Below are 17,431 nucleotides of genomic sequence, written 5' to 3'. Positions count from 1 at the left end.
TACCCATAACGCTTTGGAGCGGGGATGAAATGCTTGCTGATCGATTACTGCTAAAGGGCATTGTCTACGGAGTTTGCGCGGGCCTGTGTTGGGGAGTGATCTTCCTCGGCCCCCAGCTCACCCCGGGGCTGAGCGGCCTGCAATTCGCCGTTCTGAGATTTCTCTGCTACGGCGCGATTTCGGTGGCCTTGCTTATGCCCCGCTGGAGGCGCGTTTGCGCCAATCTCACTACCGCCGACTGGAAGTCACTCTTCTGGCTTAGCCTGATTGGGAACCTCATTTACTACACGCTAGTCGGCACCGGTGTGCAGTTGGTTGGCATTGCCACAACGTCTCTGATCGTCGGACTCATTCCGGTGTTCGTCACGCTGGCAGGTCGTCATGACGTCAACGCAATTTCTTTGCGCAAGCTCACTCCCTCGCTGTTCTGCGCTGTGGGCGGGGTCGTACTCATCAGCTGGCACGCACTGATCAACGGCGACAAGCCAGACATACTGACAAACGTCGCCGGAATTCTATGCGCAGCGGGCGCGTTAGTGACATGGAGTTGGTTCGCAGTGAGCAACGCCCGGCGGCTGGCTCAAGTAGCAAGCGTTTCCGCTCATGACTGGGCACTGCTGACAGGGGTCATGACTGGCGCTCAGTCACTGCTTTTGGCGGTACCTGTCCTAGGCTGGCAGGTCGGAACGCATGGCAACTCCGAATGGCTACACTTTGTCATGGTAGCCGGTGGCGTAGCGTTTTTATCTTCGGTTGTGGGTAATGCGTGCTGGAATCAGGCGAGCCGACTTCTACCACTGGCACTAAGCGGACAAGTGCTCGTGATTGAGACGTTAGCGGCGCTGGTTTTTGGATTTCTATGGGAGCATCGGCTGCCCGACTCATATGAAATTGCGGCGATTGCACTTCTGGTCACCGGTGTCGTGTGGTGTCTGAATTGTCATCGTACTCCCCGTCACTCTCCGGCTGTTTAACTCGCAAAGATGCTATAGCGACAGGAATACTGACTACCCCTACCAGTTGTGATTAATTGGTCACCAACTATGCGGTAGCAACTGATCGATCTCACTCGCCCGGTGCGTCGGTAGGCGCGTGAGAACATCCTTCAGATACGCATACGGATCATGACCATTCAGCCGCGCAGACTGGATCAAGGTCATGATTGCCGCCGCCCGTTTGCCGCTGCGTAGTGATCCAGCGAAGAGCCAGTTTTTGCGCCCAAGAGCACATGACCTGATTTGGTTTTCGGCCTAATTGTTGTCAATGGGTACTGCCCCGTCATCGATGTAGAGCGATAGCGCTGCCCAGCGTTTCAGGCTGTATCGAGTGCTCTGCTGATGGCTGAGCCTTCGGGCACCAGATCGCGCTGGGCGCTCATCCAGGCATGGAGCATGTTCATCACCCGTACAGCTTTTTCTTGTCGTATTCGACGCCTTAAATCCGGCTCCAGATCGCGGACTTCGCTTTCGATTTCGTACAGAAACTGGATATAACGCAGGGCTTACTCGGAAGATGGATAGGTCGCAGAGCACATCCGCGAGCATTACCCAGGCGTGACCGTCCCACTTGGCGTCCACAAACTCTCCCTCGTAGGTTGCCCCTGGAATGTTCCCCTGCATTCGAAAGCATACTGGCCGTTAATCAGCAGGTCTCCCAGGACGACAACTGCGGGTATCCGTTGAGATTTGAGAATGGCAGTGAAGCCAGCACTGACCATGACGCAAGAACCAAATGATGGAGGGATCGAATCGAGCGTTTGCCTAGCGGCGCTAACGATTACATCTGGATCGCTAATCTGGAACTCTGCGTACTCGGAATAGGCCTCCGCGCCAAGGTCGCGGGTGATAATGCCTATTAAAGTTGAAGCCACAAAGGATCCCTTGAGTATTTATTAGACCTTGCTAGTCATTCGAATTCGTTCTGACCAACCACTGCTTCAAATTTACATTGAGAATAAGCCTCTGGCGGCGATTAGAAAGGTCGTTCCCCAGCCTGCACTAGAATCACGGGCTCGTGAAGACATTATCACGCCTACCCTCCTCTCAATCGAGCACGACCCAATTGTCGATATTTCGACAATGCATGGATCAGGAAAGAGCCGTCGCAGGAAATTCTTGTCCCTCCAGTTTCTCCATCACCAACCCAATGAATGCAGACACAGCTAAGGGCAAATGTTGCCGGCTGGGGTATAGCACATGCAGGCCGTATCCGGTTCTATGGTACTGCGGCAGCACAGACACAAGGCGCCCCGTCTGAAGATCAGACTTAGTCATGGCGGGCGGCAGCAAGGCAATTCCTAGCCCGGCCAACGTCGCCTTGCGCAAAGCTTGGGCGGTGTTTCCATTGAAACTGCCAGTGACCCGCACTTCTTCCGCTGCACCATTTGGCCCATGGAGAGTCCAGGTGGTGACGCCACTAGGATGGCCAAAAGTTACACAATCATGATTGACCAAATCTCCAAGCGAATCAGGTACGCCTTTTTTTCTAAGGTAATTCGGGCTGGCCACCAGACCTTCGTTACCAGCTCCAAGGAGTTGGCGACCAACATATCCTGAGTCTTGCAACGCTCCGCCTCGAAACGCAATGTCGATACGATCAGCGATCAAATCGGCGCGTGCATCACTCAGCACAAAGTCGACGTGTACCCGTGGATGCGCCTCGAGAAAATCGGCTACCCACTCCATAGGAAAGAAGTCGAAGAAATCAGCCATTGCCGCAATGCGCACGGTGCCACTCGGCTCTTGGTTTCCTGTCATCAGCTGCTCACCAGCGTCAATCAGTCCATCCACGGCTCCACAGCATCGCTCGTGAAAAGCCTCGCCAGACTGGGTGAGTGTGAGCTTGCGCGTGGAGCGCTGCAGCAGCCTTGTACCGAGTTGAGCCTCAAGCTGTTGAATCCGACGGCTTAAGGTGTTTGAGGGCATTCCAAGCTGCCGTGCTGCCTCAGCGAAACTACCGCTGCGCACCACTTTTACAAACAATGCGACGTCATTCAGATCGATCATCTTGCCACCACCAACTCCAAAAATGGATCAGTTCAATCCAATTATGCCATCTAATAAAGCAATCAACAGACGCATATCCTTCAGTCATTGCTGCAGCTGACCTTCAGTTGCCGGAATCTCCTACGGGCTGACCGTCAAGGTTTTTCGGCATCACTGAGTTAATCCCCATCCAGTCCAGGCAGCCGGAACTCCGCTCGACGATATCTTCTGTCGGCAAGGGAGAACAAAGAGAAAACATATGACCGCCACCGTAGTAGTTCGACCACGCGCCATTGTCCATCGTACTGAAGGAACCACACATGGCCCCATAACGAGGCTTATGAGTCCAGGTGATCTAGGAGAGCTGTTGAAACCGTTTATTTTCCTGGACATTTTCAGCCTTAACGCCAGTGGTGGTAAGTCGAGTTTCGGCATGCATCCGCACTCAGGAATCGCAACGGTTACCTTCATGACAAAAGGGGATGTCTCTTATGAGGACACCACTGGGGCGACCGGTTTACTGCTCGCGGGTGGTGTTGAGTGGATGCAGGCCGGCAATGGGGTTTGGCACGACGCTAAGCTAGCAAGCGATTCCGCAATACAGGGATTCCAGCTCTGGGTGGCATTGCCGCCGCCGCTTGAAAACGCTCCCGCGATGAGTACCTACCTTGATCCTTCGCAAGTTCCACAAGTGGGCCCAGCACGGGTACTACTGGGACGTTACGGGGCAGCCCAAAGCCTGATCGAAGTACCGAGTGAAATGAACTATCTCGCCGTGAGTTTAAAAGACGGTGAGCACTGGCGTTACACCCCACCGTCGGGTCACAACATTGCCTGGCTCGCGGTTAGTTCAGGAAGTCTGGATGCAGGGGGGTTGGTCAATGTCGGCGAATTAGCTGTGTTCGAAGAGTCAGAGCAACACATCAACCTCATCGCGAAAGGCGATTGCTCTTTCGTGATGGGCTCGGCGGTAAAGCATCCGTACGACCTGGTAACAGGTAACTACTCGGTTCACACGAGCAAGGCAGCTCTGTCACAGGGCGAAACGGAAATACAGCGGATTGGCACACGGCTGCGGCAGCAAGGACGGCTCAACTAGCGCCGCTCAACCCGGCGTGAAAATCATCTCGACGATAACTATCCAACACCCCAAATCATACTGAGGCACGTCATGACAGCGAGCAATCTCAACCTTCTTTTGTCCCCCACCCGAATCGCCAACCTCCCCCTGAAAAATCACATGGTGATGGCGCCGCTGACGCGAAGCCGAGCTGGCCAAGGCGATGTTCCAACTTCCACAGTGGTCGAGTATTACCGTCAACGTGCAAGCGCCGGCCTCATCATTACTGAGGGTTCTCAGGTCTCGGCTCAAGGCAAAGGCTATATGAGAACACCGGGCATTTTCACCAACGAGCAAATCGCCGGCTGGAAACACGTGACCGACGCCGTGCATGCAGAAGGCGGACGGATATTTCTCCAGCTCTGGCACGTTGGGCGCCTGTCACACTCCCTAGTACAGATCGATAATCAGCTGCCAGTAGCCCCCTCAGCGATCAAGGCTGATGGCGAGATCTACACGCCTGAAGGATTGAAGCCTTACGAGTCACCACGGGCTCTGAGTCTGCATGAAATTCCTGGCGTGATCGCGGATTTTCGCCAAGGTGCTGAAAACGCGAAGCGTGCAGGTTTTGACGGTGTGGAAATACATGGTGCGAACGGTTACTTGATCGATCAGTTCCTGCGCGATGGCACCAACATCCGAACCGATTCATACGGTGGATCTGCAGAAAATCGAGCTCAGTTTCTTAAGGAGGTTGTGGAGTCGGTCATCGAAGTATTCGGGGCTAGCCGCGTGGGCGTTCGCCTGTCGCCGATTTTTAATTACTTCTCCATGAGCGACAGCGATCCCCAAGCGACATTCAACTACGCAGCGAAAATGCTCAGTCGCTACGGGCTAGCCTACATTCACGTAGTAGAAGTCGGTGCGGGTTCATTCGACTTCAGAGAACTAAAGCGTCGTTTCGCAGGCACCTACATCGCCAATGGGGGCTATGACGCGGAACGCGCAGAAACGTCCCTCAGAGAAGGAAATGCTGATCTGGTGTCCTTTGGCACTGCGTTCCTCGCCAACCCGGATCTGGTAGAGCGATTCGAACAGGGTGTCGCATTGAATGACGCAGACCCGACTACCTTCTACCAGGGTGAGGAGCGCGGTTACACGGATTACCCAACCATGGCCCAGATTCGATAACGATGTAGTGCTGAGGTAAGCTCAGTCGCCGCCGGCTGCCTCTTGCAGAGTAATCGGGCCGTAGGTAGCAATGCTGAACCGTAGTAGGAGTCTGCACCCTCTCCGGTTATCACCTGCAAATCTGCGGCAAGCCTGTCTTGACAAGCAAGTTGTGATCACATATCACTTAATGAGGTTTTCTTGTCTACGCACGCCGTAGCCACGAAAGAACTCATGAACAAAAATAAGACAGGACGCATTAGCTATGAACGTGATGAAGCGGCTGACACCCTATACCGGATTGAGAGTTTTGATTTCCGGTGGGGCAGCAGGCATTGGCGAATCGATCGCGGCTGCATATCTCGAAATTGGGGCAAGAGTCCATGTATGTGATGTAAGTGAGCAGGCGATCGCACAATTTCGTGAGCGCTATCCAGAGGCTTTGGCCACACTGGCTGACGTCTCCGACTCTGCTCAAATTAAGCGAGTCTTCGAGATACAACAGGATTGGGTGGATGGGCTCGATGTACTTATCAACAATGCAGGCATAGCAGGGCCGACCGGCGGAATCGACAAAATTAGCGATGCAGAATGGGAACAGACAATAGACATCAATCTCAATGCGCAGTATCGCTTCGCTCATCATGCTGTCCCCCTCCTAACGAAGTCAGAACACGCACACATCATTCATATTTCATCCGTCGCAGGGCGCTTAGGCTATGCCTGGCGGACTCCATACGCCGCGACCAAGTGGGCCATCGTTGGTCTTATGAAGTCATTGGCAGCCGAGTTGGGCGAAAAAGACATTCGAGTCAACGCATTGCTGCCAGGCATCGTCGAGGGCCCGCGCCAGGATCGCGTCATCAGTGATCGCGCCAAACAGTTAGGCATTTCAGAGCCGGAGATGCGCCAACAAACATTGAAGAAAATCTCATTGCGCCGGATGACTCCACCCGAAGACGTGGCAGCAATGGCCCTATTTCTATGCTCTCCTGCTGCTAACAATGTGACAGGACAAGCGATCAGCATCGACGGCAATGTCGAGTATCTTTGATTAGTCAGACCTACACGTCTCGCCATCGACCTTGGTAGCGAGACGCTTATTGAGCGTGTGCTAGAGAACTTGTTTCTCCCGAATTCCGTCACTTTCTATACCGACACATCCGTGATCACAGTTGTCTCATTTTCCTATGCCGGCTGATCGAACCTGCCTATAATCCTCGCCATGAACCTATCCACACTCGTAACGCCCATGATCCGCCAGACCCTCAGTGCGGACGTTTATGCCCAACTGCGTGATCTGCTGATAAGCGGGCGCGTTATGCCAGGGGAAAAGCTCTCGCTCAGATCTATAGCGGAAGCTCTAGGTGTTAGCGTCATGCCAGTGCGAGAGGCCGTTCACAGGTTGGTCGCAGAGCAAGCGCTTGAAATGGCGGCAAATCGATATATTCGTGTGCCTGTGCTGACTGTCAGCCAATTCCGGGAAATCACCAGTATCCGGTTGAATCTGGAGGGGCAAGCTGCAGCTCGTGCTGCGGAACTTGTTGATTCGCAGGCGCTGGCTGAGATTGAAAAGATACACGAGGCATTTTGCGCAGAGTTTGCAAAAGGTGCTCCCGATGAGTCAAGGCTGATTACGCTGAACAAAGAATTGCATTTTGCAATTTATAATCAGGCGGACATGCCCATCCTGCTCCAGATAGTTGAGTCCCTGTGGCTGAGAATAGGGCCGATCATCAACTATGACCTACGATCTGGCACTGAGCGTGTGGTTCAGCGAGTGCAAGCCAGTCATCACGCAGCGATGGTTGATGCTTTAAAGAAGGGTGACTCCGTTGCCGCCTGTGAATCACTTCAAGATGACATCAAAAGTGCTGCCGAGTTTATCCTGAATACAGGGGCGCTGATCGTTGCCGATGCGCAGAAGCCTGCCGAAGCTGATTAATTCCACCAACATGTTTTGAAAAGAGGCGCCTGGCATCAGGGCACCTCTTTTTTTTCGCTCGTTTATTACATTTGAGCGCCGATCATCCAAGGTACTGTTTCTTCATTGCCGACGCCCAACGCCTCGCTTTTAGATTTTTCTCCAGAAGCCACTCGTATGAGCATGTCGAAAATCTCTTTACCCTTCGATTCAAGGGTGGCATCGCCATCCATGACATCCCCGCAGTTGATGTCCATATCATCCTTCATGCGAGTGTACATTTTGGTATTCGTCGCAAGCTTGATCGAAGGAGCAGGTTTGGCGCCAAAGCACGAGCCGCGTCCGGTGGTGAACGCAACGAGGTTTGCGCCGCTGGCGATTTGGCCAGTGGCTCCCATCGGGTCGTAGCCAGGTGCATCCATAAACACCAAGCCTCGGGCCGTGATTGGCTCGGCGTAACGGTACACCCCCATGAGTGCGGTGGAGCCGCTTTTGGCAACTGCGCCTAAAGACTTTTCAAGAATGGTCGTCAAGCCGCCAGCCTTGTTGCCAGGTGTGGGGTTGTTATCGATGCTGCCTTTTTCGCGGTCTGCGTAGCTTTCCCACCATTTGATAAGGTCGACGATACCTTGGCCAACCTCACGGGTTGCCGCGCGGCGAGTCAGGAGGTGTTCAGCGCCGTAGATTTCGGGCGTTTCGCTAAGAATGGCCGTTCCGCCCTGCGCTACGAGCATATCGACAGCCACACCGAGGGCGGGGTTGGCCGTGATGCCCGAGTATCCGTCTGAACCGCCGCACTGGAGCGCCACGGTCAGGTGCCGCGCCGAGACTGGCTCGCGTCGGCACTCGTTGGCAACCGGCAGCATCGATTCTACGGCGGCAATGGCGGCGTCCGTTGCGTTGCGGGTTCCGCCAACGTCTTGGATGACCACGGGAGCGATAAGCTTGCCGGTCTCGATGCCCTGGGCCATGAACAGAGCGCCCATCTGATTGGCTTCACAGCCAAGGCCGATGACAACCACGCCAGCGAAGTTGGCGTGCTTGATGAACCCGCCTAGCGTGCGCCGCAGTTGGTTCACCCCCTCGCCATTGTGCTCTATACAGCAACCGAAGCTGTGAGTGATCGGCACCACACCGTCCACGTTTGGGTAAGCATCCAGCACACCGTTTCGCGAGAAGTGTTCAACCACCATTTTGGTAACAGTGGAGGAGCAGTTCACAGTGCTCACTACACCAATGTAGTTTCGAGTTGCTACTCGCCCGTCAGCGCGGACGAAACCTTGGAATGTCACAGGAGAGGCAGCAGGCGACGCGACTTTGGCATCCTCGCCGAACGCGTAGTCTCGCTCGAACGTAGCCATCTCCAGATTGTGCGTATGCACGTAATCGCCTGGCTCAATGGATTTAGTAGCAAAGCCAATGATCTGGCCATAACGCAGAACAGGATCACCTGGGTTTACGTGTGCAAGGGCGATTTTGTGCGCTGCGGGCACATCGGCGAGCACCACGATATTACCGAACTCCGTAACCACGGCTCCTTGAGGTATCGACGCGCGTGCGATTGCAACATTATCGTTGGGATGTAGTTTAAGTGCCAGGGATGTACTCTTCATTTTGTACTCGCATTATCAGTAATACACGGCGCAGCCTGGGGCAATACAATGTTGTCCCGCGTTTTTTTAGCAATCGTTTCTTGTGCCTGACGTAATTTCAAACTCAGGAATGCTGCGAGCGTTAAAAGAGCCGCTACAATAATTAGCCCATTCTTTGTGCTACCAGTAGTTTGTTCAACGAAGCCCAGAAGTGAAGGGCCGAAGAAACCACCAGTAATACCGAAGGTATTCACTAACGCCAGACCCGCCGCCATACCTGCTCCGGCCAGCCTTGAACTGGCAAAGAGGAATATCACAGGCTGAACAACGAAAAACATTGATGCCGTAAGAGTGAATCCTATTAGAGCTATCAGTGGAGTAGTAAAGGCCGCGAGGGTCAATCCAGCCGACATCAGGAGCAGCCCACCGAACATTATTTTGCGTGAAATTTTTGGAGTAGTTGCATATTTCGGAAGAAACGCTGCCCCGAGTGCTGCTGCGATCCATGGGATTGAGTTTAACAATCCTATTTGTAAAGATGACAAGCCTCCATATGTTCCAATGATGCCCGGCAAGAAGAAAATTACCGAATACACACTAACTTGGTGGAGGAAGTACACCGCGATCGCAAGCCAAATCTGAGGGATTTTAAGAACGCCCTTAAAAGAATGACCTACATTGCCGGAGGCGATTTCTTCATCATGTGCTTTCTTCAGAACTTGCTCTACTTCAGTGACTTCTTCCTTTGATAACCAACTTGCAGTAGATGGGCCGTCCGGAAGCTTTCGCCAAATCACGACGGAAAATAGAACAGCTGGAATTCCCTCCAAGAAGAACAGCCACTGCCAGCCGTGCCACCCCCAGACTCCATCCATTTCTAACAGCAGCCCACCAACCGGCCCGCTGATGATATTCGCGAGACAGACCCCGATTAGAAAATAGCCACTGGCTCGTGCCCTTTGCTCACGACCAAACCAATAGGTTAAATAGAGCATTACACCTGGGAATAATCCGGCTTCAGCTGCCCCCAATAGCGCGCGGGCAATGTAAAACGTAGTCTCATCGGTAATGAAGGCCATACCGGCAGACAACAAACCCCAGGTGATCATGATCCTGGTGATCCAGAGTCGGGCACCTACCCGGTGCATGATCAGGTTACTGGGTACCTCCATGAGTGCATAGGTAAGGAAGAAGAGCCCTGCACCAAAACCGTATGCGGCAGCGGAAATACCCAAGTCTACTGCCATATGTGTTTTGGCAAGTGAAATGTTAGTTCTGTCTAGAAAGCTTATAACGTAAGCAAAGATTAACATCGGCATTAGTTTGCGAAACATTAAAGCGTTCAGCGACTGTCCCTTTTGTGTTTTTGTATGGGTCGTAGCTAACATGGTTCATTTTCTCCTCATGAGGATAAGTTGCTAAGCCGGGGGTGTTGTGCCACGCCCTTTAATTATCAAAATATCCTCTAGATAGACTTTATGGGGGCTGAGTGCCGGCGCTTAGAAATTGACGTTATCGCCACCTTTGAGCTTCAGGATTTCCCTCGCGTCAGCAGGTGTCGCCACTTCAAGTGAAAGCCCTTCGAGAATTTTGCGCATACGCGAGACTTGATCGGCGTTGCTTTTTGCCAATTGGCCCGGCCCGTCCCAAAGCGAGTCTTCAAGACCCACACGCACGTGTCCTCCAAGCGTGGCTGATTGAGCACCAATGCTCATCTGCTGCTTTCCTGCTGGAAGAACCGACCACTGATAGTCATCTCCGAAGAGACGATCAGCTGTGCGACGCATATGCAGGACATCCTCAGGGTGACCGCCGATACCGCCCAAAATGCCGAAAACCGATTGGATCAAAAATGGAGGTTTGATGAGGCCGCGATCAATGAAATGTGCAGCAGTGTAGAGATGCCCAATGTCATAGCATTCGATTTCAAAACGGGTACCGTTCTCACTGCATGACTCGAGGATGTGGGCTATGTCGGTAAATGTATTTTTGAAAATGCGGTCATGGCTGCCGGCGAGGTATGGTTCCTCCCAAGCGTGTTTGAACTCCTTAAACCGATTGAGCATTGGGTAAAGACCCATGTTCATCGTGCCCATGTTCAGTGAGGCCACTTCCGGTTTGAACTGATGTGCTGGACGAAGTCGATCTTCAAGCGACATTGTCGGTGCGCCACCTGTAGTCAGGTTGATCACCACATCGCTAGCCTCTTTGATAGCCGGCAGAAACTGCTTAAACAGTTCCGGATCCTGAGAGGGGCTGCCATCAATTGGATTACGAGCATGTAGGTGAACAATTGAGGCGCCAGCCTCAGCGGCACCAATCGCCGCTTCGGCAATTTGACCTGGTGTTACCGGCAGGTAACGGGACATGGAAGGTGTATGAATTGCGCCGGTGACCGCGCAAGTGATGATGACTTTACGAGCCATGGTGACCTCCTGGTTACTTTTATTTTGGTGTTCAGGATGAAGTGATGCCCTCAGGAATTTGGTGCTTGACGCTTGTGCGCAGCGAGAGCCATAAGGCGGCGGTCACGCCAGGCGGATCGCAACGCAATTCCTTCAAGTTCAAGTTTTTGGCGGCGCTCGTCATGTACTCGGGCGACTGCTGATTCCGACCAGTCAAAAGCATTTTCGGAATTGATCGTTTCGCGATTTTGCTGACCGTAGCGTTTGGCATAGTCAGATACGCCGGCAGGGGCGTTGAGATCGATGGTTTCGAAGGGGCCCATAAATGACCAGCGGAGGGCGAGTCCATCTTTGAGCACCCGATCAATATCCTCCGAGCTGGCAAAGCCTTCCTCATGCAATTTGAAGCATTCGTTGAGGACTGCGGCTTGGACTCGGTTCAATAAGAAGCCGTGGATCTCTCGGGATAGAACGACAGGGCTCTGCCCTGCTGCTGTGTAGATCTCATGCGCTCGAATCATCACTTCAGATTCTGTCCACGGCGCAGGGCAAAGCTCCACAAGAGGAACTAAATAAGGTGGGTTGGTAGGGTGTGCAACTACGCAGCGCCCCCGACCTGGTAGATCTTTGGTGAACTCGGAGGCCGGTAACCATGAAGTTGAACTGGCAAGAATCGCGTCCTTGGGCGCCAACGCATCCATTCGACTGAAAATATCGATTTTCGCCTCTACCGTTTCCCGAACGTTTTCCTGTACGAGCACTACATCACGTAGCGCCTCGGCCAGGTCGGGAACGCAAGTAATGCGTGTCAGTACGGTGAGGGGGGCGTCATTAAGAAGATCGAATTCTGCGAGCTCATTAAGCCTCGCTTCGATGTAGGCATGGCTGTTCTGCATTGTCTGCAGATCCATATCGTGTAAACGCACCGGATGTCCTGCCCGAGCAAAAACAATCGCCCAAGCTCTCCCAATCAGGCCCGCGCCAACGATTGCAATGGGGCCACGCTCTGTCGCAGATGGAGTTGTACTTCGCATGATGTTCTCCAAATTTTGTATTTATGTTTAGGAGTAATCGTTTGAGCGGTTGGTGAACAATGCTGACGCTCAGATGTTCGCTCTGAGACAGATGCTATCTACTGTGATCACAGATCACAAGAAAATAATTCTGATTGTCTGACGATCGGCTATGGAAGGGATTCGAGGGTCGAGATAGCTCCCGCAACGGCCTGAGCCTCAGTGGGTCGGCGCGCTTCAGGTTTTTGTGCGGGAATAGAAAAGGTTTTTTTCGGGATTGAACCTTAGCGTTAAATAAACGCAGAAAAGCCCGCCTGACGAGCGGGCTCCTGAATCAGATCTTTCAGCCTGCGTGGCCGTGATCCGCTTCACGAAGGAAAGCGCGTACCGTGTCACAGAACTCCAATGGGTTTTCAGTCATTGGATAGTGGCCAGTACCTGCGAGCACGGCGATCTTACTGCCGGGAATGCGAGATGCTGTCTCCTCAACCTTCTCTTGGTACACCAACCAATCTGCGTCACCGCGCAGAAGTAAAACAGGCGCTTTGATTTTTCCAACTTGTTGCCGCTGATCAAAGTTCGCATAGCCTGTGAGGTCACCTTTCATCACCTGCGGCGTGGTGCGCGAGATCTGCCACACCACCTCCCTCGCACGATCTGGTGGAGTGCGATTGCCCGTCATCGAACGAGACCAGGCACCGATGATCTCTGGCCCATTCATGAGCAACATATCGAGGAAGAACTCGGAAACCGTCGGGGTAAAATCTGCCCCTTCAGCTGAAATGATCGCGCTGTACGCATCGGGCCGACGTGCCCCCAATTCCAACACCAGATTGCCACCCATCGAGCATCCCATGATGGCGGGTTTCTCAAGTCCCAAAGCCTCCATAAGGTGCTCATTCAACTCCGCATGGCGAGTGAGGCTGTGGAATGGGCCTGATTCGGGTAGCTCTGATTTGCTATGCCCGGGGGCGTCAATTGCAATGACGCGGAACTCATCTGAGAGGCCGTCCAGTACGTGCCTGTACATCAGAGAATCTTGTGATGCTGCGTGGAAGCAAACGAGTGGACGCCCCTCCCCTGATTCTTCGTAATAAACGCGAATTCCATCAACGGTAATGTACCGTCCTACCGTCTCTTTCCCCGACGGCTTAGGCCCGGGAGAGTACGAGACTGGTGGGTTATTATTAGCTTTCCCTACACGCTTCATTGCGTCGAACGCGCGGGCCATCACATCTACGTACTGCCATGCAGCGACCACGTTGCCCTCAAGCTCAAGTTTTCCCAATCCAGGGGACAACGCTTCAAACCAGTCGATCTTTCCGTCAAGAACGCGCTGCCACTCATCATCAGCACCAGACACGATGATGTCAGCGCCCAACGGGCTTCCTTCCGGGTAAACCGCAACAACTTTACCGGCGAGAACCGCAAGCGTTGAGAAACCTGTGCTGTGCTTGAATTGAATGCGCCCATCAAAATAGCGAGCAGCGGCAGTCCAATCAGCATCACCGTTTAACTCGTCGGCGAATTGGCTCAACCATTTGGCATCATTAATAAGGGTCATGATTTTCTCCTAGCTTTAGCTATCCCCAAGGGGATTTTCTTGTAATTGCAGGTACGATCGGTTCGTTACAAACCCATGTTGCAAGAGGACTTCGATACCAGCGCCTTGTCGTACTTAAGGAACCAGCCGGTAGTTTCACGGGTGAAGAAAATGGTGATGATGGCCGCCAGTACCATGAGGCCGGAGATAAAGTAGAGCGCGTAGTTGTAGCCCGCAGCCTGCTCAAAGCCACCACCTGCGCCGATGAACATCCCGATCACGAATGGCCCAAAGCCACCGGCGTAAATACCGACGTTGACGATTGAGCCCGCCAGGCCAGTGGTGCCTTGCTTCGCAGAGTCAAACGCAATGGCATACAGCAACGTGTAGGGCGCGTTCATCGCGAATCCAGCAAACAACTGAATCGCGATAAGCCAAGTCAGGCTGACCGATGAGTATTTGAAGAGGTACATGCCCACCGCAAGCCACGCGAAAACAAGCACTAGGCAAAGTTTTCGGCCTGCACGGTCTGAAATCCATCCCCAAACGATCTGGCCGATACCACCGGTGATCGTGAAGAGCACCGAGTAAGCAGCCGCCTCTGCGAAGTTGTAATGGGCAACAAAGGCCAGGTACTGAGGTAGCCAGAAGCTGATGCCGAAGTAGCCAACGATTGCGAACATCGAGATAAGAGCGATAGCGGAGATGTTCGGATTTTTCATTGCAGACTTGAACGCGCCTTTGGGCACCTCCACCACACCCTGTACCGCTTCCATTGATGGAGGGGTCTCACCCACGGCTTGAGCGTGTTCAACAAAGGATTCGTAACGCCTCTTCGTACTGAACCACCAGTAGACCGAAAAGATGATGATCATCGGTACAGGGAACAGCAGGAATGCCAAGCGCCAATTTTCCGGGCCGTAAGCGTGGAGTAGAGCACTGATCGCCAAGCCACCGATCAATGTGCCCCAAGGGTATCCGGTGTGATGAAGTCCTAGGGCGAAACCACGGCGCTCCTTCGACCACCACTCAGACAAGGAGGTGACTTCGATGGCTTCGCCAGCACCACCAAATGCGTGAGACATCACTTGCAGCGCGACAAGCACTCCAAGCGAGCCAGTCAAGAAATTGAGGCCGGTCAGAAAGGTGAATAGCGTGTAAGCAATCACGATTGGCAAGTGGCGGTATTTACGCATCCATCCCTGACCGCCTTTATCAGCCCAAATCATGCAAGGCACGGCTATCAAAGATGTAGCGATCGTGATGAACGCGGCAAGCAGTCCAGTCAGCTCAGCGCTTGTCTTGAACTCGCTGGTGATGGAGGGCAATACCATAAAGAACATCTGGCGGGAGTTGGCATCCATGGCATACACGAGCCACAAAAGAGCCATTGCGCCCCACGAGGCTGCACCTGCTCCTTTTGGCACACGATTGACCGCAGGTAATGGTTCGATTTTGTCTTGAGCAAATCCCATGGGGATATCTCCGGGTATTTATTTTTATTCTCCGGCTGAGGATCGGTGTTTTGCACACATACGCCTCAACATCCGAGATGATCCAGCACTTGTCGTACTGCTCACCATGGACAGAGGTTATGGCTCAATTTCAGGGCTGAATATAGCTGGCAAAGCACACCTGCTGTGACCGCCAGGAACAGGTCGGTGGCACAAAATGAGAGAGGCGCCAGCGAAGCATTTGGCTAAATAATTACTGGGAAATAGGTCTTAATTTTTTGAAAGCTCTGTTGGGCACAGAGCAGTAGGTAAAATTACAGAGAGGTGTAGTATTGGCTCTCTTGTGCAGGAGCCAAAGTTGCACGCTTGCGCGGAGGGAAAGTGAAAATAAGCGCGGGGCCGTAGTGGCTATCAAGTCGCTTCGGGTAGTCCCCTCACGACCTTCCATGGATTTGCTATCCATTTTTTTTGGAAAAACTCGATGAACACTCGGATGCGGGGACTTAGATGTTTTCTATCCGAGTAGAGCAGGTAAATAGGCTCTAAGATCTCCGCTTTGTACTCGTCAAGCAGGAGCACCAGCGATCCGTCCTGAATGTCTTTTCCAATGTGGAAATCCGCAAGGCGGACTATACCCGCACCTGATTTGGCCATATCTCTCAGCAGCTCACCCTGGGTAAAGGATCCTCGAGGCTTCACAGGGGTCGTCACACCTAGGCCATCTTGGATAAAGGCCCATTTGTTCCAAGGGCTGGCAAAACTGAAGTTAAAGCATCGATGATTCATCAGGTCTTGTGGCTGCTGCGGTGTTCCATACTTTTCCAGGTAGTCAGGTGAAGCACACAGCAACCATTCACATTCGCCTATCTTCTTTGCGATTCTGGAAGAGCTCGGAAGAATCCCGCTATGGATGGCTATGTCCAATCCCTGCTCGAACTGGTCAACGAACTGAGCGCCTAACTGAATCTCGACATCAAGACCGGGATAAGTGTCGAGGAACTCCGGCAACCAAGGCACGATCTGCTGCTTCGCAAAAGAGGTCATCGTGTGGATGCGTAGCGTGCCACTTACCCTTGAAGGAAGCCCTTCTGCCAGAGAGTCAGCTTCACTCATCGCCTCAACCACAGCTTTCGCACTGCGCAAATAAGTAGCCCCCTCCTCCGTCAGAGTGAGGACTCGGGAACCCCTCTGGAACAGTCGAACTCGAAGCCGATCCTCTAGCCGCGCTATCAATTTACTGATGGCCGACGGAGTCATCTCATGCGCCCTGGCGGCAGCAGAAAAACTTCCGCACTCTGTTGACCAGATGAAGGCTAGCATTTGGGAGTATTGATCCATTTCGGTACGCTCCTTACGCGACTGAATCTACCTGTTTTTCTACACAAAAAAACGCGCCGTAGCGCGTTCTTTTTTGAACCCAAATCAGCGAATGAACTGCTCGATATAATCGTCCGGCAAGCCCAAATTTTTGTAATGGCTGCGGGCAGCTTCCAGTTTGGTGAAAACGTCTTCATAGCCAACCGCGACCCCCTGTGGATCGACGTAAGTGTAGCCACCCTGAACGTGGAACCAAGTAATCATTTCTTCGACATCTTCAGGCACGAACAGAGTGTGCGTCTCCCCTGGCGGCTCGAATGCAAAGGAGCCTTCATCAGCAACCCAATCGTGTTCCAGGTAGTACCAACGCCCCTTCAACACGATCGCATGTACTGCACCTGAGTGGCGGTGACGAGACAAAACCCCGCTCTGCCGCACTCGGAGCAAGTTGATGTAGTACCCACCGCTAACGCTCAGCAGCAGTGGTTTGAAAGATACTGACTTGGTGACAGGCACCCAGAGATTATCGTCTTCGAGCCAAGTGGTCATAACGCCTGGATGCACCATGTCTGGAGACATGAAAGGCACCTGCGGCAAAGCATAAGGAATGGCAAGTTCATCAGGTTTAACGGGCGTATTCATTATAATTTCTCTCAACGTGTGACTGGCGAGCGAGCCAGGATTTCAATCGCTGAGTGAGAGTAGGTGATGCTCTCGCACAGGAGAATACTCAGAAATTCACACCATCTGTGACCACTCGTCACAGCGCGTAAGACTCATCCCGTTGAAGGCCGCGACACATCTAAGACGCCTACTACGGACGAGTTCAAGCGATTGACCCAGAAGATTTTTCATTGAGTGGATAGCGGCGACCAGTGGATCGCGCCCCATCAGAGGGGACACATTTTCCCCAATACCTTCACTACCATGCAGACCTGTTCATCTGAAAGCCGCTTACACAGTAGAAAT

Annotated in this window: 14 protein-coding genes and 1 pseudogene; 5 read left to right on the top strand and 10 right to left on the bottom strand. The window is 52.9% G+C overall.

All coding sequences use genetic code 11. From position 1 onward, the window contains the following. The first annotated feature begins 29 nt into the window (after positions 1-29). Positions 30-974, top strand: a complete 945-nt coding sequence (locus ATH90_RS08230) for a DMT family transporter (protein WP_098466032.1) — start codon at positions 30-32, stop codon at positions 972-974. A gap of 60 nt (positions 975-1,034) precedes the next feature. Here ATH90_RS08230 and ATH90_RS08225 read toward each other — a convergent pair. Both ATH90_RS08225 and ATH90_RS08215 read right to left on the bottom strand, forming a co-directional pair. Further along, a pseudogene (locus ATH90_RS08225) lies at positions 1,035-1,501 on the bottom strand (IS66 family transposase); the annotation flags it as partial. Positions 1,502-2,087: 586 nt separating this feature from the next. Beyond that, a complete protein-coding gene (locus tag ATH90_RS08215; protein ID WP_098466030.1) occupies positions 2,088-3,005 on the bottom strand; it encodes a LysR family transcriptional regulator in 918 nt (305 codons plus the stop codon). 238 nt (positions 3,006-3,243) lie between these two features. Here ATH90_RS08215 and ATH90_RS08210 point away from each other — a divergent pair, with 238 nt between their 5' ends. From ATH90_RS08210 to ATH90_RS08195, 4 genes are all read left to right on the top strand, one after another. Next, positions 3,244-4,083: a pirin family protein gene (locus ATH90_RS08210; RefSeq protein ID WP_098466029.1), complete on the top strand. Its 840-nt coding sequence runs from the start codon at positions 3,244-3,246 to the stop codon at positions 4,081-4,083. Positions 4,084-4,155: 72 nt separating this feature from the next. Then, positions 4,156-5,235, top strand: a complete 1,080-nt coding sequence (locus ATH90_RS08205; protein ID WP_098466028.1) for an alkene reductase — start codon at positions 4,156-4,158, stop codon at positions 5,233-5,235. Between the two features lie 244 nt (positions 5,236-5,479). After that, positions 5,480-6,268, top strand: coding sequence for an SDR family oxidoreductase (locus tag ATH90_RS08200; RefSeq protein WP_038364716.1), 789 nt, complete (start codon positions 5,480-5,482; stop codon positions 6,266-6,268). A 198-nt stretch (positions 6,269-6,466) separates the two neighbouring features. Continuing rightward, positions 6,467-7,159, top strand: a complete 693-nt coding sequence (locus ATH90_RS08195) for a GntR family transcriptional regulator (RefSeq protein ID WP_240038452.1) — start codon at positions 6,467-6,469, stop codon at positions 7,157-7,159. Between the two features lie 65 nt (positions 7,160-7,224). Here the strand turns inward: ATH90_RS08195 and ATH90_RS08190 are convergent, their stop codons facing one another. The 8 genes from ATH90_RS08190 to ATH90_RS08155 form a co-directional block, all read right to left on the bottom strand. Continuing rightward, a complete protein-coding gene (locus ATH90_RS08190; RefSeq protein WP_098466026.1) occupies positions 7,225-8,751 on the bottom strand; it encodes a UxaA family hydrolase in 1,527 nt (508 codons plus the stop codon). Further along, positions 8,748-10,118, bottom strand: coding sequence for an MFS transporter (locus tag ATH90_RS08185; protein ID WP_098466025.1), 1,371 nt, complete (start codon positions 10,116-10,118; stop codon positions 8,748-8,750). The genes ATH90_RS08190 and ATH90_RS08185 overlap by 4 nt, the downstream gene beginning before the upstream one ends. A 111-nt stretch (positions 10,119-10,229) precedes the next feature. Next, positions 10,230-11,156 carry a 3,5-dioxohexanoate:acetyl-CoA acetone transferase gene (kce, locus tag ATH90_RS08180; RefSeq protein WP_007913166.1) on the bottom strand — a complete coding sequence of 309 codons (927 nt, stop codon included), beginning with the start codon at positions 11,154-11,156 and terminating at the stop codon, positions 10,230-10,232. Positions 11,157-11,206: 50 nt separating this feature from the next. Next, entirely contained in the window at positions 11,207-12,169 is a 963-nt protein-coding gene (locus ATH90_RS08175) for a 3-hydroxyacyl-CoA dehydrogenase (protein ID WP_098466024.1), read from the bottom strand. A 322-nt stretch (positions 12,170-12,491) separates the two neighbouring features. After that, positions 12,492-13,712: an alpha/beta fold hydrolase gene (locus tag ATH90_RS08170; protein ID WP_098466023.1), complete on the bottom strand. Its 1,221-nt coding sequence runs from the start codon at positions 13,710-13,712 to the stop codon at positions 12,492-12,494. A 65-nt stretch (positions 13,713-13,777) separates the two neighbouring features. Continuing rightward, positions 13,778-15,166: an MFS transporter gene (locus tag ATH90_RS08165; RefSeq protein WP_098466022.1), complete on the bottom strand. Its 1,389-nt coding sequence runs from the start codon at positions 15,164-15,166 to the stop codon at positions 13,778-13,780. A gap of 390 nt (positions 15,167-15,556) precedes the next feature. Then, positions 15,557-16,483: a LysR family transcriptional regulator gene (locus tag ATH90_RS08160; RefSeq protein ID WP_098466021.1), complete on the bottom strand. Its 927-nt coding sequence runs from the start codon at positions 16,481-16,483 to the stop codon at positions 15,557-15,559. An 84-nt stretch (positions 16,484-16,567) separates the two neighbouring features. Beyond that, on the bottom strand, positions 16,568-17,104 hold the full coding sequence (locus ATH90_RS08155) for a 2,4'-dihydroxyacetophenone dioxygenase family protein (protein WP_007913179.1): 537 nt from the start codon (positions 17,102-17,104) through the stop codon (positions 16,568-16,570). Positions 17,105-17,431 lie beyond the last annotated feature (327 nt).

Source organism: Pseudomonas lurida (assembly GCF_002563895.1).
Classification (GTDB): Bacteria; Pseudomonadota; Gammaproteobacteria; order Pseudomonadales; family Pseudomonadaceae; genus Aquipseudomonas; species Aquipseudomonas lurida.
The sequence above is the reverse complement of the archived record's forward strand: the minus strand, read 5'-3'. Positions and strand labels throughout refer to the sequence as shown.